Source organism: Lentzea aerocolonigenes (assembly GCF_000955955.1).
GTDB classification, from domain to species: domain Bacteria; phylum Actinomycetota; class Actinomycetes; order Mycobacteriales; family Pseudonocardiaceae; genus Lentzea; species Lentzea aerocolonigenes_A.
The window spans coordinates 1-22,914 of record NZ_JYJG01000404.1 but is presented as its reverse complement, the minus strand read 5'-3'; the positions used below and the strand labels follow the sequence as shown (position 1 = coordinate 22,914).

Here is a 22,914-nt window from a genome sequence, read left to right as displayed (position 1 = left end):
GACCACCAGCCCAAGTCGCGGTTCGCACGCAACGGGACCCGCCCATCGCAAGCCGACCACCAGCCCAAGCCGCGGCTCGCACGCAACATGACTCGCCCAACGGCGACAACCCCTACCCCCGCGCCGAAGGCGCCCCAGTACTCCCCCGAACCACCAACTCAGGCAGAACATCCTCAACATCAGTAGGCGAAGCCCCGTCAACCACAGCCAACAAAGCCCGAGCCGCCCGAGCCCCAAACGCGAACGTATCCCGCGACAAAGCCGTCAACCGCCCGTGCTGACACAGCACCGAGTCGTCCCAAGCCACGATCGACAACTCGTCCGGCACAGAAACCCCAAGCCCCCCAGCCACTTCAGCCCCAGCCACCGCCATCACATCGTTGTCGTAAACGATCGCCGAAGGCGCCTCACCGGACTCCAACAGCCGACGGGTAGCAACAGCTCCAGCCTCAGCCGTGTAGTCCCCGGCCACGATCACACCGTCCACAACAGACGCCAAGAACGCCTGATCCCGGCGAACCGTGTGCAACAACGACGACAACCCAGCCACCCGGGCAATCCTCCGATGCCCCAACGACTTCAGATACTCCACAACGGAAGTCATAGCCGCGTAGTCATCAGCCCACACAGACGCCAGCGACCCGTGATGTCCAGCCCCACCGACAACAACAGCCGGTAACCCCAACGACGACATCAGCTCGACCCGAGGATCGTCCACCAGCAGATCCACGAGGAACACGCCGTCGACCCGATGCTCGGCCCACCACCGCCGGTACAGCTCGATCTCCGCGTCCCGAGATGACACCACCTGCAACAACAACGCAGACGACATCTCCGACTGCATGCCGGCGATCAGCTGGAAGAAGAACGCCTCATCGCCCAGGGCCCGAGGCGGCCGCACCAGGACCAGCCCGACCGCATCAGCAGACGCCGACGACAGCGCCCGAGCGGTGACAGAAGGCCGGTACCCGAGAGACGAAGCCACCTCCAGCACCCGAGCACGAGTGGCGTCGGAGACCCCGGACCGCCCGTTCAACGCGAGCGACACAGCCCCCTTCGACACCCCGGCCGCGGCCGCGATGTCCATGATGGTCGGCCTCTTCACTCAGCGCACCTCTCACACCCACCTGGCCGAACCCTGTCCGGAACGAGACAACAAGACCTTCGGAGGCTAGCCGGAGATAAACCGGTTTAGCTAGGGTCCGCGACCAAGGAGGTGGGTGTCAATGAAGAGGCGCACGTTCCTCGCAGGCCTGGCGGCGGTGCCTTTCGCGGGGACCCTCGCGAGCTGCGGACTGTCCGGCAACACAGCAAGCAACTCATCCGCGGGCGGGCAGGTGACCGGCGAGATCACGTTCCAGACGTGGTCGCTGAAGCCCAAGTACACCGACTACGTCAACGGTGTCATCGACGCGTTCCAGAAGCAGCACCAGGGCACCACGGTGAAGTGGGTCGACCAGCCCGCGGACGGGTACCTGGCCAAGGTCATGGCCGATGCGAGCGCGGGGAGCCTCCCCGACGTCATCAACGTGCCGCCGGACCTCAGCTTCCCGCTCGCCAAGGCCGGGCAGCTCGTCGACCTGGACCAGGCGCTCGAGGAAGCCAAGCCCGAGTACCTGGAGAACGCCTGGCAGGCGTTCGAGATCCCCGGCAAGGGCGGCTGCTACGGCTTCCCCTGGTACCTCAACACCGGGCCGGTGTTCTACAACAAGGCGCTGTTCCGGGACGCCGGCCTGGATCCGGAGAAGCCGCCGACCACGTTCAAGGAGCTCGAGGAACAAGCCCTCAAGCTCGCCCAGAGCAAGAAGATCGCGATGCTCGGCCAGACTCCGACCATCGCCGACTTCGGGCTCTACGGCGTGAAGGTGTTCGAGAACGACAAGTTCACCTTCAACGAACCCGAGGGCGTCGAGTTCGTCGAGAGCTACAAGCGGATGTACGACGCGGGCGCGCTGATCCCCGAGGCGCTCACGCAGAACTACACCGGCTCGGGGACGAAGTTCATGGCGCAGCAGACCGCGCTCAGCCCCGGCAGCGCGTACGACCTCGGCAAGTTCAAGACCGACGCGCCCAGCCTCTACGCGAACATCGGCATCACCAAGCCCATCACGAACACGGGCAGCGCCAACATGTTCCTGCACGGCGTGAGCGTGCCGAAGAGCAGCAAGAACCAGGCGACGGCGCTGGCGTTCGGCCGGTTCGTCACCAACGCCGAGAACCAGGTGAAGTTCGCCAAGCTCGCCTCGATCTTCCCGTCCACGTCGAAGGGCGGCGACGACCCGTACTTCACCACGGAGGACGGCAGCGACGAGGCACGCGTGCGCGTCGCGGCGGCCAAGCAGCTCAAGACCGCCGTGAACTACACGCCCGTGCAGTTCAGCGACCAGATGCGCGAAGCACTGCTGCAGCAGCTGGCCGACGCGATGCTCGGCAAGAAGTCCGCCAAGCAGGCGCTGGACGACGCCGTCAACGAATGCAACCGGCTGCTCAAGTGACCCACAAGCCCTACACGCCGTGGCTGTTCCTGTTGCCAGGACTGGTCGTCTCCCTCGGGTTCGTGATCTTCCCGTTCCTGAACATGATCGTGCTCTCGTTCACGGACGCGAGCGCGCTGGGTGGCGGCCAGTTCACCGGTGTGGACAACTTCGTGCGGATGGCCCAGGACCCCAAGTTCTGGGTCGCCGCGCGCAACAGCCTGCTGTACATGGTGTGCGTCGTGCCGCCACTCGTGCTGTTGCCGCTGCTGATCGCGATGCTCGCGCAGAAGATCGTGCCGGGCATCGGGATCTTCCGCACGGCGTTCTTCACGCCGGTGATCGCGTCCGCGGTCGTCGTCGGGCTCATCTGGACGTGGCTGCTCGACAGCCGCGGCCTGGTGAACAGCGTCGTCGAAGCCTTGGGCGGAGCCAGGATCCCGTTCCTGACCGACTCGACGCTGCTGCTGGTCAGTTCGATGATCGTGACGATCTGGCGCGGCCTCGGCTACTACATGGTGATCTACCTGTCCGCGCTCGCGAACGTGCCGAAGGACCTGCTCGAGGCCGCGATGGTCGACGGCGCGGGACCGGTCAGGAGGTTCTGGTCGGTCACCGTGCCGTCGCTGCGGCCCACCATGGTGCTCATCGCGGCGTTGAGCGCGGTCAACGGGTTCCGCGTGTTCTCCGAGATCTACCTGCTGTCGGGCGGTTCCGGCGGTCCGGGCGGGGCAAGCACCACGCTGGTGATGCTGATCCAGTCGGTCGGCCGCGGTCTCACCGGTGAGGTCGGGTACGCCTCGGCGCTGAGCCTCGTGCTGTTCGTGATCCTGCTGGGCCTGCTGCTGATCACCCTCAAGCTCAACCGCAGGGAGGACCAGCTGTGAAGCGCGCCCACGTCTATCTGGCACTGCGTTATCTGGGGCTGCTCAGCATCCTCGCGATCAGCATCGGCCCGTTCCTGTGGCAGTTCATGACCAGCATCAAGGGACCGAACGAGGACGTCTTCGTCCCCGACTTCATCCCGGACGACCCGACCTTCAGCAACTACGCGGCCGTGGCCGACGTGGTGCCGGTCTGGTCGTTCGCGCTCAACTCGCTCGGCGTCGCGAGCGTCAACGTCATCACCAACTGCCTCGGCGCGGCCATGGCCGGCTACGCCTTGGCACGCCTCAAGTTCAAGGGCCGCAGGTTCGCCGCGGTGATCTTCGCCAGCAGCATCCTGGTCCCGTTCGAGGCCATCCTCATCTCGCTGTTCCTGGTGATGCGCGGGCTGAACCTGACCAACACGCTCACCGGCGTCGTGCTGCCCGGCTCGATCGCCGCGCTCAACGTCCTGTTGCTGCGCAACGCCTTCCTCGCACTCCCCGCCGAAGTCGAGGAAGCCGCGGTCATCGACGGCGCCAACGCGTGGCAGCGCTTCAGCCGCCTCGGGCTGCCGTCGGTGAAGGGCACGCTGGTCGTGGTCGCGCTGTTCTCGTTCATGTTCAGCTGGGACGACTTCCTCTGGCCGCTGGTGGTGCTGAGCGACCAGGAGAAGTACACGCTGACCATCGGCCTCGCATACCTCCAGGGCACGTTCGTGCAGAACCAGCGGCTGGTGGCGGCGGGCACGATCATCGCCGTCCTCCCGCTGATCCTGCTGTTCCTGTTGCTGCAGAAGCACTTCTTCCGCGGAGTCGGAGAAGGCGCGATCAAGGGATGACACCCCGAGGAGATCGACCTTGCGTTTCGGCGTGAACTACACCCCGTCGACCGGCTGGTTCCACCACTGGCTCGACTTCTCCATCGATGCCGTCTTAGCCGACTTCGAGTCCATCGCGGGGCTGGGCCTCGACCACGTGCGGATCTTCCCCCTGTGGCCGGTGTTCCAGCCGAACCGCGGCCTCGTCCGCCCGAAAGCCGTCGAGCAGCTGGGACAGATGCTCGACGCCGCCCACGAGACCGGCCTGGACGTGCAGGTCGACGTGCTGCAGGGCCACCTGTCGAGCTTCGACTTCTACCCGTCGTGGGTGCAGACCTGGCACAAGCGCAACATCTTCATCGACCCCGACGTGATCAGCGGGCAGCGGTTCTACGTCCGCACGCTCGCCGAAGCCCTCAAAGACAAGCCGAACTTCCTCGGCTTCACCCTGGGCAACGAGGTCAACCTGCTCACCGAGTCGAACCCCTGCACACCGCAGCAGGCCGGCGAGTGGATCGACACGCTGCTCGCCGAGTGCGACAAGGCCGCTCCGGGCCTCCCGCACGTGCACTCCGAGTACGACGCGGTCTGGTACGAGAGCGAGCACGAGTTCCTGCCCGAACACGCGGCCAACAAGGGCGCGATGACCACCGTGCACTCGTGGGTCTTCAACGGCACCGCGCAGCGCTACGGCCCGATGTCGCCCGAGAGCGTCCACCACGCCGAATACCTCGTCGAACTGGCCAAGGCGCACGCGAAGGACCCGAACCGGCCGGTGTGGCTGCAGGAGGTCGGCGCCGCCCAGCCCGAGATCAGCGCCGAGCAGGCCCCCGCGTTCGCTGAGCAAACGCTTGCGAACGTGCTGACCTGCCAGAACCTCTGGGGCGTTACGTGGTGGTGCTCGCACGACGTGGACCGTGCGTTGGTGGACTTCCCCGAACGCGAGTACGAGTTGGGGTTGCTGACGACGGAACGCAAGGTCAAACCGCTAGGGGAGGCGATCGCCAGGATCGTGCGCGACGCGACTCCAGCGCCTGTCGAGCGCACACCGATCAAGCTGCACGGCGACCGGCCCTCGTGGGGACCAGGCGGAGCTTTCTTCGAAGAGTGGATGAATCTCGCGCGCAGCGGCGTGCGGGCCTCGATCGAGCTGGGGTGAACAAGTGCACGACGAACGCGCGCTGCTGGAAGAACGACTCAACCGCACGCTGAAGGAACGCATCCGCCCGGCGATCTACGGCGAGACCGCACCGCTCGACCTGGCCGTGTGGACCGTGCCGGACGAGCCGGTCCCGGTCGCCGAGGCCCTCGCGGCCACCTACGAACCGGCCGCGGTCGGCGACGCCTGGGGCGCACCGTGGAGCACGAGCTGGTTCCGGCTCACCGGCAGCGTCCCGGAGGCGTGGCAGGGCAAGCAGGTCGAGGTCGTGCTGGACCTCGGCTTCACCCACCCCGGCCCCGGCTTCCAGTCCGAGGGCCTCGCCTACAACGCTCAGGGCGAGCCCATCAAGGGCATCGAACCGCGCAACACCTACCTGCCCGTCGAGGGCCAGGACGTCCTCTTCTACCTCGAAGCCGCGGGCAACCCGACGATCCTCGACTTCCACCCGTTCCTGCCGACCCCGCTGGGCGACAAGGAAACCGCCGGCACCGAGCCGCTCTACAAGATCCTCAGGGCGGAGCTCGCGGTGTTCCAGCCGCAGGTGTGGCACCTGATGCTCGACATCGAGGTGCTCCAAAGCCTCATGAAGGAACTGCAGGACCACGACCCGCGCCGCCACAAGATCCTGCACGCGCTCGACCGGGCGATGGACGCGCTCGATCTCAACGAGGTGGCCGCCACCGCCGACCTGGCCCGCGCCGAGCTGGAACACGTGCTGTCGTTGCCCGCCAGCGCATCCGCTCACCAGGTCTCCGCGATCGGCCACGCGCACATCGACTCCGCCTGGCTGTGGCCGCTGCGGGAAACGGTCCGCAAGTGCGCCCGCACGTTCTCGAACGTCACCAAGCTGATGGACGAGTACCCGGACTTCTACTTCGCGTGCTCGCAGGCCCAGCAGTACGCGTGGATGAAAGATCACCACCCGCACGTGTGGGATCGGGTCCGCGAGAAGGTCCGCAGTGGACAGTTCGTGCCTGTCGGCGGCATGTGGGTCGAGTCGGACACGAACATGCCCGGCGGCGAGGCGATGGCCCGCCAGCTGGTGCACGGCAAGCGCTTCTTCCTGGACAACTTCGGCGTGGAAACCGAGGAGGTCTGGCTGCCGGACTCCTTCGGCTACAGCGCCGCACTTCCTCAGCTGATCAAGCTGAGCGGCTCGCGCTGGTTCCTCACCCAGAAGCTGTCGTGGAACCAGATCAACAAGTTCCCGCACCACACCTTCTGGTGGGAGGGCATCGACGGCACGCGGATCTTCACGCACTTCCCGCCGGTCGACACCTACAACTCCTCGCTGTCCGGCGAGGAGCTCGCCCGCGCATCCCGCCAGTTCGCTGAGCACGCCAAGGCATCCCGTTCGCTGGTGCCGTTCGGTTATGGCGACGGCGGTGGCGGACCCACCCGCGAGATGATGGAGACCGCGCACCGCGTCGCGAACCTCGAAGGCTCCCCGACGGTGAAAGTCGAACCGCCGCGCGACTTCTTCCAGGCCGCGCAGGACGAGTACCCGGACGCGCCGGTGTGGGCGGGCGAGCTGTACCTGGAGAAGCACCGCGCCACCTACACCACGCAGGCCAGGACCAAGCAGGGCAACCGCCGCAGCGAACACCTGCTGCGCGAGGCCGAGCACTGGGCCACCGCGGCCGCGCTGCAAGGCCACGACTACCCCCACGACGAGCTCGACGCGTTGTGGAAGACCGTGCTGCTGCACCAGTTCCACGACATCCTGCCGGGCAGCTCGATCGCCTGGGTGCACCGCGAGGCCGAGGCCACCTACGCCCGCGTGGCGGCCGAGCTGAAGGCCATCACCGCGCGGGCCATCGACGCGATCAAGGGCGACGGCACCGACGAACTGACGTTCGACGTGCTCGGCGGCGAGGCGCCCAAGCCGTTCGTGGCGCCCGAGAACGGCGTGCTCGACAACGGCAGGCTCCGGGTCACGATCGACGCCGACGGCATCGTGCTCTCCATCCTCGACCTGGAGAACGACCGCGAGGTCCTGCCACCGCACGGGTTCGCCGGCATGCCTCAGCTGCACCGCGACAACCCGAACCAGTGGGACGCCTGGGACATCGACCCGTTCTACCGCAACTGGAAGTCCGACCTGATCCCGTCCGAGCGGATCGACGCGCAGGACGGTGTGGTGGTGCGGGCGAAGTTCGGCAACTCGGTGCTCACCCAGACGATCCGCCTCCGGGAAGGCGCCAAGCAGCTCGACTTCGACACCGAGGTCGACTGGCAGGAACGCGAGAAGCTGCTCAAGATCGCCTTCCCGCTCGACGTCCGCGCCGAGGTCTCCACGGCCGAGACCCAGTTCGGCCACCTGCACCGCCCGGTGCACACCAACACCTCGTGGGAAGCCGCCAAGTTCGAGATCTGCGCCCACCGCTTCCTGCACGTCGGCGAACCCGGCTACGGCGTCGCGGTGGTCAACGACTCGACCTACGGCCACGAGGTCACCCGCACCACCCGCGAGGACGGCGGCACCACCACGACGGTCCGTCTGTCGTTGCTGCGCGCGCCGAGGTTCCCCGACCCCGAGACCGACCAGGGCGAGCACCGCTTCCGCTACGCCCTCGTGGTCGGCGCGGGCATCCCGGAAGCCATCGACGCCGGCTACCGCATCAACCTGCCACCGCAGACCGTCCAGGGCTCGACCGCACCCCAACCACTGGTGCGCACCGACAACCCGGCGGTCAGGGTCGAGGCCGTGAAGCTGGCCGACGACCGGTCAGGCGACGTGGTCGTCCGCCTCTACGAGGCGCACGGCGGCCGGGCTCGGGCGACGCTCAGCACGTCCTTCCCTTACACGTCGATCCACGAGACCGATCTGCTCGAACGGCCGCTGAACGACGCGTCCGGGGACATCACCCTGCGCCCGTTCCAGGTGGTCACCCTGCGTTTCACGAGGTGAACGCCGCGACCCCTTACCCGCTGTCCCGAAGGCCGTCCCACCGACACCTCAGCAGCCGGGTAAGGGGTCTCGCACGCCAGCCTCACGTGATCTTCCGATGTAAGGGGTCACCCCTCAGGAGCAATCTCACTCTCGTCAGCAGAACGGACTGAGGAGTGAGTTCGATGGAGTGGACGCCCGAAGCGATCAAGGCGGAGATGGACTACCGGCAGGCTTCCCTGCGGGAGGACGCCCGCCGCGTCCAGGAGTACTACCGCAACGGCGGGAAGCCGCGGTCGTGGTGGCACCGGATGACGCACCGCCACGAGCCTGAGGTGCCGAACGGACAACAGGCTGCGTGATGCCGGGGGTAGTCGTAGGGGTCGTGGTTCCTCTCGTCCAGGAACCACGACCCCTACGACTTTCCGCGTGTTGAAGCCTTACGCCTTGGCGGTCCACGCCTTGATCTTGTCGGCGTTGGCCTCGACCCACTTCTTGGCCGCGTCCTCGGGCTTCATCTGGTCCTCGGCGATGTACTTCGCCACGGTGTTCTGGTCCTCGTTGGTCCACTTGAAGTTCTTGACCAGGTTGTACGCCGGGCCGTTCGCGTCGGCGAACTTCTTGGACACGATCTTGTCGAGGTCGTAGTCCGGGTAGTCGCAGGCGACCTTCTCGGCGTCGGTGTCACAGCCCGCCTTGTACTCGGGCAGCTTCACCTTCTCCAGCTTGACCTCGTTGAGCAGCCACTGCGGCGAGTAGAAGTAGCCGATGACCCACTTCTTGTCCTTCTCCGCCTGGCGGAAGGCCTGGATCAGCGCGGTCTCGGAGCCGCCGTACACGACCTTGTAGTTGAGGTTCAGGTTCTTCACCAGAGCCTCGTCGTTGGTCACGAACGACGGGTCGCCGTCGAGCAGCTGGCCCTTGTCACCGGACTCGGACGTCTTGAACTGGTCCGCGTACTTGTTGAGGTTGTTCCAGTCCAGGATGTCGGGGTGCTCCTTGGCGAGCCACGGCGGCACGTACCAGCCGATCTGCCCCTTCACGCCGGTCGAGCCCGCGCTGACGGCAGTCTTCTGCTCGTCGATGTACTTCTTGCGCAGGTCGTCGTGACCCCAGTTCTCGACGACGGCGTCGACCTCACCGGTGCCGAAGCCCTGCCAGGCCACCTCTTCCTTGAGCTCCTTCTTGGTGACCTTGCACTTGAGCTCCTTCTCGGCCACGTACGCGAGCACCGCCGCGTTCGCCTCATAGCCGACCCACGGGTTGACCGCGAGGTTGAACGTGCCGCAGTCACCGGTCGCACCCGAGGAGGTGTCACCGACCTTGGCGCCACCGCAACCAGCCAGCGCGAGTGCCCCTACGAGCACCGCTCCCAGCACGCTGTGCCTTGCCACTTTCCAGACCTCCTAGTTGGTCCACCGCTTGGCGGCCGCCTGGGTGAGGCGGTCGAGCATCACGCCCAGCACGACGATCGCGACACCGGCCGCGAGCCCCTTGCCGTACAAATTGCTCTGCGAGAACCCGGCCACCACGTCGTAGCCGAGAGCACCGGCGCCCACGAGACCGCCGACGACGACCATCGAGAGCACGTAGATCAGCCCCTGGTTGGCGGCGAGCGTCAACGCCCCGCGCGCCATCGGCAGCTGCACCTTCACGATCGTCTGCCACGAGCTGGACCCCAGCGCCGTGGACGCCTCGACGGTCGCGGGCGACACCGCCCGGATGCCGTCCGCGATGATCTTGATGGCGACCGGCGCCGCGAACACCACGGCCGCGATGATCGCGGTGAACCTGGTGGCAGCGAACAAAGCCAGGAACGGCACCAGGTACACGAACGCCGGCATGACCTGACCGGCGTCGAGGATCGGCCTGATGAACCGGTCCGCGCTCCTGCTGCGCCCCATCCACACGCCGACCACGATCCCGAGGATCATCACCAGGATCGTCGCGACCAGAGTGGACGCCAGCGTGATCATCGCGTCCTGCCACAACCCGGTCGCGACCAGCAAACCCAGGCACACGGCGGAAACGACAGCCGACCTGACGCCGCCGATCAGGAACGACAGCGCCACGATCACCAGCGCCACCAGGAACCACGGCGACTCGGCCAGCAGCGCCTGCAGCGGGTTGATCAACGCGAACGTCACGAAGTCCTTGAAACCGCCGGTGATCAGCGGCAGCGAGTCCTGCGCCCACTCCGTCACGGCGGTCGCGCCCTTGCGGATCGAGCTGCCGATCTCGACGTCCGTCTGGAACTCCGCCGCCCACAGGTAGGTGTACGAGAGGTACACGCACACACCCGTGACACCGAGACCGGCGAACAACGCCCAGCGCGGCAGGTTCCTGCGCTCGGTCGCGGCGGTCGTCACGCGGTCCAGCACGATCGCCAGCACCACGATCGCCAGGCCCGCGTTGAACGCAGTGCCGACGTCGAGCGTCTGCAACGCCTTCACGACCGTCTTGCCGAGCCCGGGCGCGTCGATCAGCGCCGCGATCGTGACCATCGACAGCGCGGCCATGATCGTCTGGTTGACGCCGAGCACGATCGTCTTGCGCGCGGACGGCAGCAGCACCTTGACCAACGTCTGCTTCCGGGTCGCACCAAGGGACTCCGACGCCTCGACGGTGTCGTGCGGCACCGACCGGATGGCGTGCGCGGTGATCCGGATCGCGGGCGGCGCGGCGTAGATCAGCGTCGCGATCGTCGCCGACGCGGGCCCGATCAGGAAGAACAACGTCAGCGGCGCCAGGTAGACGAACGTCGGCATGGTCTGCATGAAGTCGAGCACCGGCTGCATGACCCGGTTGGCCCGGTCGGACAGTCCTGCCCAGATCCCCAGCGGAATGCCGAACAGCAACGAGATCAGGACCGCGGCCAGCGTCAGCGAGAGCGTGTCCATGCTCTCCTGCCACAGACCCTGCAGACCGAGGAACACGAAGCCCGCGATCGACAGCAACGCGATCCGCCAGCCCGCGACGGCGAGACTGACGAAACCGGCGATCGCGACCACACCGAGCCAGCCGATCACCGGCACCGGGCGGCCGAACGACGGCTGCGCGATCAGGGCCTGCACGAACGTCACGAACTCGTCGATGACGAGCCGGATCTCGTTGAAGAAGTACAGGAACAGCGGGTTCGAGTTCCTGGACGCGCCAACGGCGTCGTTGATCTCGTTGACCCAGCGGTGCAACGGCGTCAGCGCGGAGGCGTCCAGCGGCAACGTCCCGACGTTGCGGAACACCAGCCACAGTGCCAGCCAGGCGACGACGATCCCGCCGAGCACGAGCGTCTTGCGCGGAAGCTGCCGAGGGGCGGCGACGGCAACCATGTCACGCCTCCCCGGCCACGACCCCGAGGATCTCCTCGTCCGCCACGACGCCGAGCAACTCGCCGTCCCGCACCACCTTCACCGGCTTGTCCGCGCTCAACACGCTGCGCACCGCCTCGCGCACAACGGTTTCCGGCGACAGCTCAGGCCCGTCCAGCTCGTCGTCGGGACGCGGCGGCCGCATGATCCACTTCAACGTCAGCACGTGCGAGCGCGGCACGTCCTTCACGAAGTCGCGCACGTAGTCGTCCGCGGGCGCGCCGACCAGCTCGTCACCGGTGCCGACCTGCACGACCTGACCGTCGCGCATGATCAGGATCCGGTCGCCGAGCTTCAGCGCCTCGCTCAGGTCGTGGGTGATGAAGACCATCGTCTTGCCGACCTCGCGGTGCAGCCTGATGACCTCGGACTGCATGTCGCGGCGAATCAGCGGGTCGAGTGCCGAGAAAGGTTCGTCGAAGAACAAAACATCGGGATCGCCGGCAAGAGCGCGAGCGAGTCCGACGCGTTGCTGCATACCGCCGGACAGCTGATCCGGATAGGACTTCTCGTAGCCGGACAGACCAACGAGGTCGATCACCTCCTGCGACCGCTCCCCGCGTTTCGCCCGAGGTACCCCGCGGATTTCCAGCCCGTAACCGACGTTGTCCGCGACCGTCCGATGAGGAAGCAACCCGAAGTGCTGGAACACCATGGAGAACTTGTTCCGGCGCAGGTCACGCAGCCGTTTCGCGTCCGCCTCGAGAATGTTCTCGCCCTCGAACGTGATGGCGCCCGCGGTCGGCTCGACGAGTCTGGTGAGACAGCGGACCAGTGTGGACTTGCCGGAGCCCGACAGCCCCATGACCACGAACATCTCACCCGGAGCGACGTCGAAGTCCACTCCGCGCACGGCGGCGACGGCACCTGTGCGGTCCATCAACTCCGGCCGTGACAACGATTTCAGCTCGTCCGACGCCACCACTTGAGACGCGTTGGGGCCGAACACCTTCCACAGGTCCCTGACCGAAATCACGGGATCCACGCCAAACCACTCCGAACCTGTTGCGGAACTTGATGCGGGCTGTTGCGGGCTGTGCTGCACAGGCTGTGCTGTTGCGGACTGCGCACACCGTTTCTCGATGCGCGACAGCATTGACCCTCACACGGGTACGGTCAAGGGCTGATACAAGTTCCGTCCTTTGTGGACAACCAATCATCCCATGACTTGACTGCCGTCGATCGAAGGGGAAAAGCTGAACTGAGCGGTCTCCTGCACCGCTCGTTCCCCTCGACGAGGAGCTGTTCGTGCAAGCCCCCAGAATCGCTCTGGCAATGACGCTCGTGTTGACGATTGCCGGTTGTGGCAGTGGCTCGACATCATCGTCACCGCGCTCCAGCTCAACAGCGCCACCCGAGCCCTGCGGCTCCATCACCATCGCGGTCAACCCGTGGGTCGGCTACGAGGCCAACGCGGCGGTCGTCGCGTACCTCGCCGAGAAGCGCCTCGGCTGCAAGGTGACCAAGAAGGAAGTCGACGAGCAGACTGCCTGGCAGGGCCTCGACTCCGGCGAGATCGACGTGATCCTGGAGAACTGGGGTCACGAGGACCTGAAGCAGAAGTACATCGAGGAGAAGCACACCGCCGTGCGGGTCGGCCCGTCCGGCAACAAGGGTGTGATCGGCTGGTACGTGCCGCCGTGGATGAAGAAGACCTACCCGGACATCACGAACTGGCAGAACCTCAACAAGTACGCCAACCTGTTCGTCACCCCGCAGTCCGAGGGCAAGGGCCAGGTGCTCGACGGCGACCCCTCGTACGTGACCAACGACGAGGCTCTGGTGAAGAACCTGAACCTCAACTACAAGGTCGTCTACGCGGGCAGCGAGCAGGCCTCGATCAAGGCCTTCCGCCAGGCGGAGGAGAAGAAGGCACCGCTGATCGGCTACTTCTTCGAGCCGCAGTGGCTGCACCTCGACATCGAGCTGGTCAAGATCGAGCTGCCCGAGTACAAGGCCGGCTGCGACGCGGACACGGCCAAGGTCGCCTGCGACTACCCGCGCTACGAGCTGGACAAGATCGCCTCCAAGAAGTTCCTCGAGAAGGGCGGCCCGGCCGCCCGGCTGATCCAGAACTTCCAGTGGAGCAACGACGAGCAGGACACGGTCGCGTCGTTCATCGCGAAGTACAAGATGTCGCCGGAAGAGGCGGCGAAGCGGTGGGTCGAGGCGAACCCGGACCGGGTCGAGGACTGGCTGACCAAGGCCAAGCCGTAACTTCCCGTCTCAGTCGGCGCCTTGACCGGTGCCGCGTGACCACCACTTCTCGTCGGGGCCGGAGATGTCCTCGACGCTGAGCCTGCGAACGGACCCGGCTCTCTTGAGCCGGGCCGTCAGCTGGTCTTTTCGCTGGGCGAGCCTGCGGTAGATCTCGAGAGCCTCCGTCTCGGGCAGGCCCCGTTGTCTTTCCACGGTCCGCCAGTTCCCGAGGAACTCGAGCGTCAGGTCCGCGACGGCCTGCCCGGCGTGCGCGGTCAGCTCGTCCGCCGGCGTCGCGAACCGACCGGCGTGGAACGCCAGGTTCCTCGTGACGTAAAGCCACTCGAGCACGGCCGCCGCGGTGTCCTCCTGCTCGGCCAGCCACCCCGCGAGCGTCGTGGAGTCCGCGAGCCTCGCCCGCCAGATCTCGACCAGGTCCCGCACCAGCCCGCCCTCGTTCTCGGCGAGCGCGGTCACGGCGTCCTGCGCGGCCTTGAGCTGTTCCTGCGGACGGTTGTGCCTGATCAGCACCTCGAGCCAGGCGTCAACGGACTTCAGGTGGTGCTTCACCCCGGTCGTGGCCACCCGCGCGTCCAACGGCCCGCGCAGCTCTTCGTCGTGGTTGGTCACGACGACGTGCAGGCTGATCAGGTGCTGCCGCAACATCTGCAGCGCGCACGCCTTCGCCAGCCACCCGATCTTGCTCGGGTCGAGCCCGGTCGCCTCCAGCGCACTCCACGCGAGCCCCGCGCTGGCCATCGGCGCATCCACCTGCCGCGCCAGGTTCGCCACTCGCATCGCGCTGCGCAGCTCAGCAGGCCAGTACGCGGTGAGGGGGTACGCGTTGTTCACGGTGCGCTGGTGCTCGGTGCCGCGCGTGACCCGCCCGCCCGGACCGCTGACCTGCCAGAGCGGCGCGATGTTCAGCTCGGTGAGCCGCTCCCCCGCCGCGTACTGGTCGAGCGCCTCGCTGAGGATCCGCCTGCCCCGCAACGCCGCCGTGTGCGCGTCGGCCGCGTTGACCGGCAGGCGCACCAGCACCGACGAGCCGTCCACCGCGTCCTTCAGAAAGTCGTCCTTCGGCAACCTGTTGCGGTGCAAGGGCTCCTGCCGCGCCTCGGGCAGCAGTTGGTCCAGATGCCGCAGCACGCGCGCCCCGCGGACCACCAACGCCACGACGTGCCTGCGCGGTTCTGGCCACAGCACTTCAGCAAGGTCACCCGGCTTCTTCAACCACCGCAGCAGGTCCGAACGGAGATGCCTGCCGTCACGGCCGTGCACCGCCACGACGACCGCGATCTCGGCGATCATCCTGGCGCGCAAGGGAAGTTCCACCCCGCTCCACAGTGGAGTGATCCACTGCTTGACTGCGGCCTCCAGCGCGGACGGGTCGAGCTTGCGCGCCGCCGCGGCCGCGACCTGCGGGTCGAACCTCTGCCCGTCGGCCGCGATGGCCGCGTCGACGTCCCGGAGCGTCTGCCGCGCCTCGGCGAACTCGACCGCACCACCGTGGGCGTACGCGGGTTCGGCGGCGTTCATGCACGCGAGCGAGGTGGTGAGGATGCGGCGCAACAGGTTCCACCGCGGCTGGTCCTCGACGGCGTGGCTCTCCAGCGCGGTCTGCGCTCGCGTGACAGCCAGGAACGCGCTGTTGAGGCCCGCCACGTGCTCGCCGAGGTGCGCGTCCGAGTCGAGCGCGCGCAGCACACCCTGCAGCAGTGCCCGCTGGCCGCGGCCGAGCCCGGCGTCGTCGAACGCCTGCCGCAGCCGGGCGTCGAGGTACTGGTAGCGCACGTGACGCACCATAGAAGACATGGACAACCGGAAAGCCGTCTTCACGGGCAAGGACGGACAATCTCTCGCGGGCCGCCTCGAACTGCCGGCGGGGGACGTGGTCGCAACCGCCGTCTTCGCCCACTGCTTCACCTGCGGCAAGGACTCCGTGGCCGCCTCCCGCATCTGCCGCGAGCTCGCCTCCCGCGGCGTCGCGGTGCTGCGCTTCGACTTCACCGGCCTCGGCCAGTCCGACGGCGACTTCGCCAACACCACGTTCACGTCCAACGTCGACGACCTCGTCTGCGCCGCCAACCACCTGCGCGACACCACCGGCGCCCCGAGCGTCCTCATCGGACACTCCCTCGGCGGCGCCGCCGTCCTCGCCGCCGCCCACCGCGTCCCGGAGGTGCGCGCCGTCGTCACGATCGGCGCACCGGCCGACACCGCACACGTGGAGCACCTGATCGGCTCGTCCACCGCAGAGATCGAGACCCGCGGCGTCGCCGAAGTGCTGCTGGCCGGACGCCCGTTCCGGATCAGCAACGACTTCCTCGCCGACATCAAGCAGCAGAACCAGACCGCCTGCATCGCGGGCCTCGACCGCGCACTGCTGGTCATGCACTCGCCGCAGGACGACCTGGTCGGCATCGACAACGCCAGGCTGATCTTCGACGCGGCCCGCCACCCCAAGTCGTTCGTGTCGCTCGACGGCGCCGACCACCTGCTGACCGACCGCACGGACGCCGCGTACGTGGCAGAGGTGCTGGCAGCCTGGGCGAGCCGCTACCTGACGCCGTAGTTGTGCCGTGAAGATGCGAAAACCCGCAGCGACGCATCGCTGCGGGTTTTCACCAACCGATCGGGGTAACGAGACTCAAGTTGAACCCCGCCTGGTCAAGTACGTCCGCAGCAAGCTCGGGCCGCTTGACCTGTCGTAGCACTCTGCCTGCAGCAGCCCCGGTTCCCTCAAAGGGACCAGGGCAGTGACATGTCATATGTGAGGCCAAAGGCTCAGATGATCGGGTGACCGACAAGTCGTTCGAAGTCGATGACAGCTGCCCGCATCTCGTCCTCGGGGCCCTTCGGGTCGTCCGGCTGAACGGCGCTGTTCTCCTTGTAGATCATGAACAGTTCGGCTGCCAGCTTGGGCTTGTGCTCCAGGATGAGCTGAAGGCTAAACCGAGCGCGTCGACGTGTGCGTCGACGTGTGCGTCGCGCCGCCGCATCGAACCGCCGACAGCACGGTCTGCACGAATCGTTGTTTTTGATGACTGCCGAGGAATAGTTGGCAGTCATTCCAGCCGTTACCAAGCCAGACCACCGCACCTGACATTGATCCAAATGAGCGATCATTGCGTCCAAATGGTTATATGTCGGGCCTGCCTGGTAACAATGGTAGAGGTTCGCGCGCTCTGAGTGCAGACGACCTCTGCGGCACTCAGGAGTTAACATGACACGTCGCCAAGTCCGCGATCACCACCCAGCATTGGAGGCGTTAGTCGCCGCGATTGTGATAACGGTCGCACTCGTTGCTCGCAATCCAAACCATTCCTGTTGCTCGACACCTTCCCGCGATCCTCAGCAGGTAACGCAAAAGGCTGAGGATGCGGTAGCGGTCCACCGCAATAACTCTGTCGAGGTCGCTGGTTTCCGCCTGCTCGTGACCATTCTTGCTGGAGTTGCATTAGGCGCCGCCGCCTCGGTGTTGCCGAGTTTGATGTCGACCTCTGCGCGCGGCGGTTTTCTCGTTGGGACTTGGCTGTTATGGGGCACTGGGGTCACTGCTGCTGTCCTCGTATACCTGTCCACGCTGACTGGCTCCAAGGCGATTCCTATCGAGATTGGTTTCATCCATACGGCTGGCCTGGTTGCCTCGTTCCTTGCTCAGTGTGGCCTGTTTGCCTCGCTTACCAGGCCAAACATGCAAGAGTTAGTGCGGTGGTGGTTCATCAGTTTCTCTGTTTTCGGTGCCGCAGCTACGATCGCGATCCTCCTGGGTATCCTGCTCTTGCCGAAATCGCCTCGGAAGATGGACGGTGAGGCACTCGCGTTCTATCGCAGAGGCCAGTGGACCGATGCAGTGATGGCTGCTCTCACGGCGATATTCTCTGCGGTATACGTCGCGCGAACGGCAGAGCCGTCAGAACGAAGTGTTCTACTGGCAGCGAGCATTGCTTTGACTAGTCTGCTCGCGGCCTGCGCGAAGCAATCAGTGGAGCGTCGACGAATGCTGCGCGACGGCTTGATATGAGCTACTACCTCAGGATGACCCGCACTGAGCGCGGTCGAGAAATCACAGGACGAGTACCTAGTAGAACCGTTAACGCTGGCGCACACCAATCGCGGTGCGCGGGGCCTCGTGTCGTTTCGCTGCCTACTTGCCGAGGCTGCCGATGTTCTCGTTGATGTTGACGACGGCGTACTGGCCGCTCGACTTCCCGTCCTTGACGACCTTGCCGTCCACGGTGATCTTGGCGCTGATCTCGGGGGTGCCCTTCCCTGCCTGGGCGAAGATCGACACCATCTGCAAGGCCTCACCGGTCGGCAGCTCGAAGGTCTTCGACCACGGCAACTGCACGTCGCCTTCCTGCTGGGTCGACGTCATGCCGTCCGTGACGTAGGTGATCGAGTTGGCAGTGCCAGCGCCGGAGACCTCGTAGACCACGGTGCGCTTCGCCGCCGCCGCAGGCTGCTGCGCGGGGGCCGGCGCCGGTGCGGCGGCGGGAGCGGTCTGCTGCGCAGCACCGCTCGTGCTGGTCGGCGCCGGGGTCTTACCGCCGTTCGACACACCGATCACGATGAACAGCAGCACGATCGCGCCGACTACCCACGGCCACTTTTTGGCCTTCTTCCGCGGCGGCGGTGGCGGCGCGAACTGGGGGTATTGACCGGGAGGCATCGGCTGCTGGAACTGCTGCTGAGGCCCTTGCGGCGGCTGGGGATACGACATGGCGAAGAGACTCCCGACAGGTGGTGAGGTGGCCGGGCAGCGCGGCCTGATGACCCGATTGTCGTAACCCACAGTCATCGCGTTACCGGTGTCGCTCGAACAGAGCAAAACGGTGATTCGGCGTAACGACGGCCAGTGGAAACGCGATGGCGAGCGCCGCCTAGCACGGGCCGACCTTCTTCCAAGTGGCGCCGTCGACAGTGATCCGGACGGGCGCGTCCGATCCACGCCGACGCCACCGGTAGCCAGCGGCCGGTTCGAGCCCGGCGATTGGCTCGTGATCGGCGGTGCGCTCGGACAGCTTCACCGACATAGGGCAACGTGATTCGCGTGCACGCGGTAGCCGAGTCATGGGCGTCTGCTCCGACGTACGTCAAGCTTTCGTCCGACCCAGATGATCCCGAAGCACATGGCGAGGTAGAGAAGGACGACCACGCCACTGACGCGGATGCTCGGGTCGACCAAGTTGAGAGCCAAGCCGAGCAACAGGAACGCACTGATCACCGATCCGACTACAGTCCACGTGCGGTTCAAGGCGTCGGCCTAACCGATGTTCCAGACCCAACCGCGGCTTCCGTCAGGCCCAGGCGTCGGCCACGCTGACGCAACCGAGGTGGCCGACTCCGGTACGTCGATTTCCACCGTTCCCGTGTATCGCGAGTTTGCAAGGATCGTGTCCGACAGCTTGCCCTTGTAGTCCACGCACGAACCCGGCTGCGCATCGTGCACGAACCCGTCAGCGCTGAGGCCTTTGAACGAGAACGGGTTGAAGATCGTGGGCGCCAAGCCCTGAGCATTGGCGCTCAAGTTTCCGGTTGTCATCGAGACATGCAGCAGCAACGTCTTGCGGCCCGCAGGCGCCGGCGTGCCGTACTCGAAGCACTTGGGATTCACTTCGATCTTGTCGACGGTGAACTTGATGGCGCACGTGTCAAGGCTGCTCTGACACTCCGTCCCGCCCAGTTCACCGACCTTCTTCGGCAGGAAGCCTTGCGCCGTGAGGTTCTTCTTGACGGTCGCAGTCGTGGTCGGTGCGGCGCTGCTCGGAGTTGGGCTGGGCGCTGGGCTTCCGGTGTCTGCGGTTGGGCCCGTGCAGGCGGCAAGCAGAACGAGCGCGGGAAGGGTGGCGGCACGGGCGACGATCGACAGCATGGCGGACTCCTCGGCGGCGTGGTGTCACCTGTCCACATCGGGGGTGGTTGCGGAGCGTTACGATGTTCACCCTGCTGGCCGCTGCCGTAGCCCAGCGGGCAGTTCACGAGGATGAGGCCATGCGTCTACTCGTCCTCGGACCGAAACCGTGCGCGTGCAACAGCAGGACGTACGTGTTCCGTGGCCTCGGCGCGGCGAACGGTGCCGCGAGCCAACCGGGCGCGAAGCCCGTCGACGTCGCACGGCGGGCCGACGTGTCGACCGGCACGGTCTCGAACGTGTTCAACCACCCGGAGCGCGTGGCCGACGTGACCCGGCTGCAGGTCGAGAAGGCGATCGCCGAGCTCGGCTTCATCCGCGGCTCTGGCGGCGGGGAGACGGCGGCTCACTGGCGGCGCAACGGGTTCGCGACGTAGCTGTTCCAGCCCGCGGCGGCGGGCTGGTACCCGAAGAAGGCGCCGCACGACGCGCGGCCGGTGCCGGTGCTCGCCGAGCCGTGGCCTGGTGTGCCGACGCGCGGCCGCAACGCGAGCGGTCGTGCTGACTCGTGCTGGGTGCCGATCGCGAAAGGCCTGACGCCGCACGGGTTGCGGCACTCGCACAAGACGTTGATGCGGAGTGTGGGGTACGCCGCCGCCGTTGATGGACGACCGGCTTGGCCACCTCAACGGTTCAGTGCAGGCTCGCTACGACCACGTCACGCAAGAGATGCGGGCCCGCCTGCTCGACGAACTGACGGCCCTGTGGGAGAAGGCGTCGGACGCACGGATCGCGCTGTGCCCGCGGTCGCCGGTCGCCGCGCTGGACGAGCTGCTGCGGGCGCGTGCCCGGAAGGTCAACGAACTCGCTCGGGACGAGGTCCGTCGAGCGTCTCAGGGGCTGGCGTGATGATCGCCGAAACCATGATCATCTCCCCAGATTCTCCCCAGAACCCTTGGGAGACAAGGCAGGGCTGGTCTCCCATTCGGGAGACCAGCCCTGTCCTGCACTTTCAACCGTCGGGGCGACAGGATTTGAACCTGCGACCCCCCGCTCCCAAAGCGGGTGCGCTACCAAACTGCGCCACGCCCCGGTTGCAACCAGCTTACCGCCACCCGCTAAGGTATTAACCGCAGCCCCTTCGAGGGGCGGCAAGCGGGCGTAGCTCAATGGTAGAGCCCTAGTCTTCCAAACTAGCTACGCGGGTTCGATTCCCGTCGCCCGCTCGTGACGAGGGGCGAGGTATGCCGACGGAAAGCGTCGGCCACACCTCGCCCCTCGGTTTCTATCTCGGGGCCGAGCCCCCAGACCCCAGCCGGGGGACTCGCCCCCGGACCCCCATATGGGTGCCGTGATTTGGTGAGTGATCAGCCCCAAGTCCGCTGGGTCATGTCGTGAGCTAGCTCACTGAGGCCACGCCGATCTGGGTGTGGTGGTGGGTCGGGGATTCGATTTCGTCCACCACGGCCAGGGCGAAGTCCTCGTAGGTCAGCTCGTCACCCGGATCGAGCGTGCCGATGCGGTATTTGCCGCTGCTCGTGCCGCCGAACATCCCCACCGGACTGATCACCAGCCAGTCGGCGTCGGACTCGGCCAGCACCCGCACGCCGGCCGCGTGTCCCTCCATGAACGCGCGGCCCTCCTCCGGGAAGTCCGGCAGGTCCACCATCCGCACTCCTGGCGAGGCCTCCAGCAGCGGGAACACGCCCACCACGATGATCCGCCCGACCCCGGACGCCACCAGTGCGCGGGCCGCCTCGGTGTAGAACTCCGCCGGGTCGCGGGACAGGTCGGCCACCGCGCTCACCGCGACGTCGTAGCCCGCCGCTGCCCCTGCCGCCTGGACACCAGGGTCACGGCCGATTCGCAACACCTCGTGGCCGCGCGCCTCCGCGACCGCCGCGATCTGCTTTCCCGCTCGCCCGGAGGCACCGAACACAACGATCTTCGTCATGGGCGCGAAGGTAGGCTCCCGGTAGCCGGTTTCCGCAACGATATCGGGGGTGACCAGGTGGAATGCGTTCCGTCCGACCAGCTGACGAGCCTGCCTTACCGCATCGGTGACAAGTGGACGGCCCACGTGCTGCGGGCGCTGCACCACGACCGGCGGCGCTTCACGGAACTGCGCGCGGAGATCCCCGTGGTGACGCCCAAAGTGCTCACCGAGACGTTGCGGGCGATGGAGCGCGAAGGCACCGTCACGCGCACCGAGTACGACGAGAACCCGCCGCGTGTCGAGTACGAGCTGACCGAACAGGGACACAAGCTGCTGGGGCTGCTGGATCTGTGTTGCGACTGGGCCCGAGAGAACTTGGTGGAAACGTGAGGCTTGAACAGATCGTCGTCGACTGCAACGACCCGAGCCGGCTCGTCCGGTTCTGGGCCGAACTGCTCGGTGCGGAGCCGGTGAACCGCGCGCACGGCTGGGCGCACGTCGAACCGCCCGGCGGGCCGCGGATGTCGTTCCAGCCGGTGCCCGAGCGCAAGGACGTGAAGAACCGGCTGCACCTCGACTTCGGCGTCGACGACATCGAGGCCGCCGTCGTGAGAGCCGTGAACCTCGGTGCGACCCGCGAGGGTGTGGTCGTCACCGACGAGCAGGGCAGCTTCCAGGTGATGCGCGACCCCGAGGGCAACGAGTTCTGCTTCGTCCGGTGAGTCTGCGGAGACTGCGGAGTCCGTCGAGTCCCGTTCTGGTTCGTCCACTGAGGAACTACTGGACCGCCCGCCACAGGGCCTCACCGAAGCGGATCGCGAGGATCAGGAGCAGCACGCCGATCGCGAAGCTGATGAGGCACCGCACGACGACCAGGAGCTTGGCGCCCTTCACCCGGCCATGATTTATCGCCCGCGGGCAACACCGACAGTGCCCAACGGACCAACCTGTGTCCAACCGAACCAATAACATGCCGCTGTGACCCAAAGCGCGAGTGCCTGCCTGTTCTGCCGCATCGTCGCGGGCGAGATCCCGGCGACCGTCGTGACGGAGACCGACACGACGCTCGCTTTCCGCGACATCGACCCCAAGGCGCCCACGCACGTGCTGGTGATCCCCAAGGAACACCACCGGGCGATCGGCGACGTCGACCCGGTGCTCGCGGGGCAGATCCTCGCGACCGCGCACCAGGTCGCGAAGTCCGAAGGCGTCGACGAGTCCGGCTACCGGCTCGTGTTCAACACCGGCGAGCACGGCGGCCAGACCGTCTTCCACGTCCACTGCCACGTCCTCGGTGGCCGCGGCCTCACCTGGCCGCCTGGCTAGTGGCGTGGCCCGGAACGT

At 66.5% G+C, this 22,914-nt stretch carries 23 protein-coding genes and 2 tRNA genes; 15 read left to right on the top strand and 10 right to left on the bottom strand.

Features of this window, described 5'->3' with window-relative positions; translation table 11 throughout:
- Nucleotides 1–112: 112 nt before the first annotated feature.
- Nucleotides 113–1,105: a LacI family DNA-binding transcriptional regulator gene (locus UK23_RS40805; protein ID WP_045317163.1), complete on the bottom strand. Its 993-nt coding sequence runs from the start codon at nt 1,103–1,105 to the stop codon at nt 113–115.
- A 121-nt stretch (nt 1,106–1,226) separates the two neighbouring features.
- On the opposite strand from UK23_RS40805, the gene UK23_RS40800 reads away from it, so the two are divergent.
- The 6 genes from UK23_RS40800 to UK23_RS52275 all read left to right on the top strand — a co-directional run bounded on the left by UK23_RS40800 (nt 1,227) and on the right by UK23_RS52275 (nt 8,572).
- Nucleotides 1,227–2,495 (top strand): ABC transporter substrate-binding protein, encoded by a 1,269-nt coding sequence (locus UK23_RS40800; protein ID WP_196778107.1) that lies wholly within the window; start codon nt 1,227–1,229, stop codon nt 2,493–2,495.
- Nucleotides 2,492–3,361 carry a carbohydrate ABC transporter permease gene (locus UK23_RS40795; protein WP_196778106.1) on the top strand — a complete coding sequence of 290 codons (870 nt, stop codon included), beginning with the start codon at nt 2,492–2,494 and terminating at the stop codon, nt 3,359–3,361. Before UK23_RS40800 ends, UK23_RS40795 begins: the two co-directional genes overlap by 4 nt.
- Nucleotides 3,358–4,179, top strand: coding sequence for a carbohydrate ABC transporter permease (locus tag UK23_RS40790; protein WP_045317160.1), 822 nt, complete (start codon nt 3,358–3,360; stop codon nt 4,177–4,179). Before UK23_RS40795 ends, UK23_RS40790 begins: the two co-directional genes overlap by 4 nt.
- A gap of 19 nt (nt 4,180–4,198) precedes the next feature.
- Nucleotides 4,199–5,317 carry a glycoside hydrolase 5 family protein gene (locus UK23_RS40785; RefSeq protein ID WP_052685477.1) on the top strand — a complete coding sequence of 373 codons (1,119 nt, stop codon included), beginning with the start codon at nt 4,199–4,201 and terminating at the stop codon, nt 5,315–5,317.
- A 4-nt stretch (nt 5,318–5,321) separates the two neighbouring features.
- Complete coding sequence (locus UK23_RS40780; RefSeq protein WP_045317159.1) at nt 5,322–8,231, top strand: alpha-mannosidase; 2,910 nt, start codon at nt 5,322–5,324, stop codon at nt 8,229–8,231.
- 164 nt (nt 8,232–8,395) lie between these two features.
- Nucleotides 8,396–8,572, top strand: coding sequence for a hypothetical protein (locus tag UK23_RS52275; protein ID WP_156213752.1), 177 nt, complete (start codon nt 8,396–8,398; stop codon nt 8,570–8,572).
- A 78-nt stretch (nt 8,573–8,650) separates the two neighbouring features.
- Here UK23_RS52275 and UK23_RS40775 read toward each other — a convergent pair whose 3' ends face one another.
- From UK23_RS40775 to UK23_RS40765, 3 genes are read right to left on the bottom strand one after another with little or no spacing between them, the layout of a single operon-like run.
- Nucleotides 8,651–9,604, bottom strand: a complete 954-nt coding sequence (locus tag UK23_RS40775) for an ABC transporter substrate-binding protein (RefSeq protein ID WP_045317158.1) — start codon at nt 9,602–9,604, stop codon at nt 8,651–8,653.
- A gap of 12 nt (nt 9,605–9,616) precedes the next feature.
- Nucleotides 9,617–11,539 carry an ABC transporter permease gene (locus tag UK23_RS40770; RefSeq protein WP_045317157.1) on the bottom strand — a complete coding sequence of 641 codons (1,923 nt, stop codon included), beginning with the start codon at nt 11,537–11,539 and terminating at the stop codon, nt 9,617–9,619.
- 1 nt (nt 11,540) lies between these two features.
- Nucleotides 11,541–12,554, bottom strand: coding sequence for a quaternary amine ABC transporter ATP-binding protein (locus UK23_RS40765; protein ID WP_231114902.1), 1,014 nt, complete (start codon nt 12,552–12,554; stop codon nt 11,541–11,543).
- Between the two features lie 272 nt (nt 12,555–12,826).
- On the opposite strand from UK23_RS40765, the gene UK23_RS40760 reads away from it, so the two are divergent.
- Nucleotides 12,827–13,795, top strand: a complete 969-nt coding sequence (locus tag UK23_RS40760; protein ID WP_045317155.1) for an ABC transporter substrate-binding protein — start codon at nt 12,827–12,829, stop codon at nt 13,793–13,795.
- A 9-nt stretch (nt 13,796–13,804) separates the two neighbouring features.
- On the opposite strand, the gene UK23_RS40755 is transcribed toward UK23_RS40760, so the two are convergent.
- A complete protein-coding gene (locus UK23_RS40755; RefSeq protein WP_156213751.1) occupies nt 13,805–15,571 on the bottom strand; it encodes a hypothetical protein in 1,767 nt (588 codons plus the stop codon).
- A 19-nt stretch (nt 15,572–15,590) separates the two neighbouring features.
- Between UK23_RS40755 and UK23_RS40750 the strand changes: the two genes are divergently transcribed.
- Nucleotides 15,591–16,352, top strand: coding sequence for an alpha/beta hydrolase family protein (locus tag UK23_RS40750; protein WP_045317153.1), 762 nt, complete (start codon nt 15,591–15,593; stop codon nt 16,350–16,352).
- Between the two features lie 651 nt (nt 16,353–17,003).
- Nucleotides 17,004–17,804, top strand: coding sequence for a hypothetical protein (locus UK23_RS52270; protein WP_156213750.1), 801 nt, complete (start codon nt 17,004–17,006; stop codon nt 17,802–17,804).
- Between the two features lie 123 nt (nt 17,805–17,927).
- On the opposite strand, the gene UK23_RS40745 is transcribed toward UK23_RS52270, so the two are convergent.
- The gene (locus tag UK23_RS40745; RefSeq protein WP_045317152.1) at nt 17,928–18,503 is read right to left on the bottom strand and encodes an MmpS family transport accessory protein; all 576 of its coding nucleotides are present in this window, start codon (nt 18,501–18,503) and stop codon (nt 17,928–17,930) included.
- A gap of 543 nt (nt 18,504–19,046) precedes the next feature.
- The gene (locus UK23_RS40740; RefSeq protein ID WP_045317151.1) at nt 19,047–19,655 is read right to left on the bottom strand and encodes a hypothetical protein; all 609 of its coding nucleotides are present in this window, start codon (nt 19,653–19,655) and stop codon (nt 19,047–19,049) included.
- A gap of 119 nt (nt 19,656–19,774) precedes the next feature.
- Between UK23_RS40740 and UK23_RS54890 the strand changes: the two genes are divergently transcribed.
- Nucleotides 19,775–20,071, top strand: a complete 297-nt coding sequence (locus UK23_RS54890) for a LacI family DNA-binding transcriptional regulator (RefSeq protein WP_196778105.1) — start codon at nt 19,775–19,777, stop codon at nt 20,069–20,071.
- On the opposite strand, the gene UK23_RS53245 is transcribed toward UK23_RS54890, so the two are convergent.
- Nucleotides 20,041–20,259, bottom strand: a complete 219-nt coding sequence (locus UK23_RS53245) for a hypothetical protein (protein WP_063778166.1) — start codon at nt 20,257–20,259, stop codon at nt 20,041–20,043. The genes UK23_RS54890 and UK23_RS53245 overlap by 31 nt on opposite strands.
- Nucleotides 20,260–20,297: 38 nt before the next feature.
- On the opposite strand from UK23_RS53245, the gene UK23_RS53240 reads away from it, so the two are divergent.
- Entirely contained in the window at nt 20,298–20,543 is a 246-nt protein-coding gene (locus UK23_RS53240) for a hypothetical protein (protein WP_063778165.1), read from the top strand.
- A 110-nt stretch (nt 20,544–20,653) separates the two neighbouring features.
- Here UK23_RS53240 and UK23_RS40730 read toward each other — a convergent pair.
- Nucleotides 20,654–20,727, bottom strand: a tRNA-Pro gene (locus tag UK23_RS40730).
- A gap of 62 nt (nt 20,728–20,789) precedes the next feature.
- Here UK23_RS40730 and UK23_RS40725 point away from each other — a divergent pair.
- Nucleotides 20,790–20,860: transfer RNA gene (locus UK23_RS40725), tRNA-Gly, on the top strand.
- Between the two features lie 173 nt (nt 20,861–21,033).
- Here the strand turns inward: UK23_RS40725 and UK23_RS40720 are convergent.
- Complete coding sequence (locus tag UK23_RS40720; RefSeq protein ID WP_045317150.1) at nt 21,034–21,588, bottom strand: NAD(P)-dependent oxidoreductase; 555 nt, start codon at nt 21,586–21,588, stop codon at nt 21,034–21,036.
- Between the two features lie 57 nt (nt 21,589–21,645).
- On the opposite strand from UK23_RS40720, the gene UK23_RS40715 reads away from it, so the two are divergent.
- From UK23_RS40715 to UK23_RS40705, 3 genes are all read left to right on the top strand, one after another.
- On the top strand, nt 21,646–21,960 hold the full coding sequence (locus tag UK23_RS40715) for a winged helix-turn-helix transcriptional regulator (RefSeq protein ID WP_231114901.1): 315 nt from the start codon (nt 21,646–21,648) through the stop codon (nt 21,958–21,960).
- Entirely contained in the window at nt 21,957–22,292 is a 336-nt protein-coding gene (locus UK23_RS40710) for a VOC family protein (protein ID WP_045317149.1), read from the top strand. The genes UK23_RS40715 and UK23_RS40710 overlap by 4 nt, the downstream gene beginning before the upstream one ends.
- Before the next feature lie 256 nt (nt 22,293–22,548).
- The gene (locus UK23_RS40705) at nt 22,549–22,896 is read left to right on the top strand and encodes a histidine triad nucleotide-binding protein (protein ID WP_045317148.1); all 348 of its coding nucleotides are present in this window, start codon (nt 22,549–22,551) and stop codon (nt 22,894–22,896) included.
- Nucleotides 22,897–22,914 lie beyond the last annotated feature (18 nt).

Excerpts from the sequence above, each read along its gene's own strand:
- UK23_RS40745 (WP_045317152.1), bottom strand. The coding sequence starts at position 18,503 with ATGTCGTATCCCCAGCCGCCGCAAGGGCCTCAGCAGCAGTTCCAGCAG.
- UK23_RS54890 (WP_196778105.1), top strand. The coding sequence starts at position 19,775 with ATGCGTCTACTCGTCCTCGGACCGAAACCGTGCGCGTGCAACAGCAGG.
- UK23_RS40740 (WP_045317151.1), bottom strand. The coding sequence starts at position 19,655 with ATGCTGTCGATCGTCGCCCGTGCCGCCACCCTTCCCGCGCTCGTTCTG.
- UK23_RS40800 (WP_196778107.1), top strand. The coding sequence starts at position 1,227 with ATGAAGAGGCGCACGTTCCTCGCAGGCCTGGCGGCGGTGCCTTTCGCG.
- UK23_RS53240 (WP_063778165.1), top strand. The coding sequence starts at position 20,298 with ATGGACGACCGGCTTGGCCACCTCAACGGTTCAGTGCAGGCTCGCTAC.
- UK23_RS40770 (WP_045317157.1), bottom strand. The coding sequence starts at position 11,539 with ATGGTTGCCGTCGCCGCCCCTCGGCAGCTTCCGCGCAAGACGCTCGTG.
- UK23_RS52270 (WP_156213750.1), top strand. The coding sequence starts at position 17,004 with ATGACACGTCGCCAAGTCCGCGATCACCACCCAGCATTGGAGGCGTTA.
- UK23_RS40750 (WP_045317153.1), top strand. The coding sequence starts at position 15,591 with ATGGACAACCGGAAAGCCGTCTTCACGGGCAAGGACGGACAATCTCTC.
- UK23_RS40720 (WP_045317150.1), bottom strand. The coding sequence starts at position 21,588 with ATGACGAAGATCGTTGTGTTCGGTGCCTCCGGGCGAGCGGGAAAGCAG.
- UK23_RS52275 (WP_156213752.1), top strand. The coding sequence starts at position 8,396 with ATGGAGTGGACGCCCGAAGCGATCAAGGCGGAGATGGACTACCGGCAG.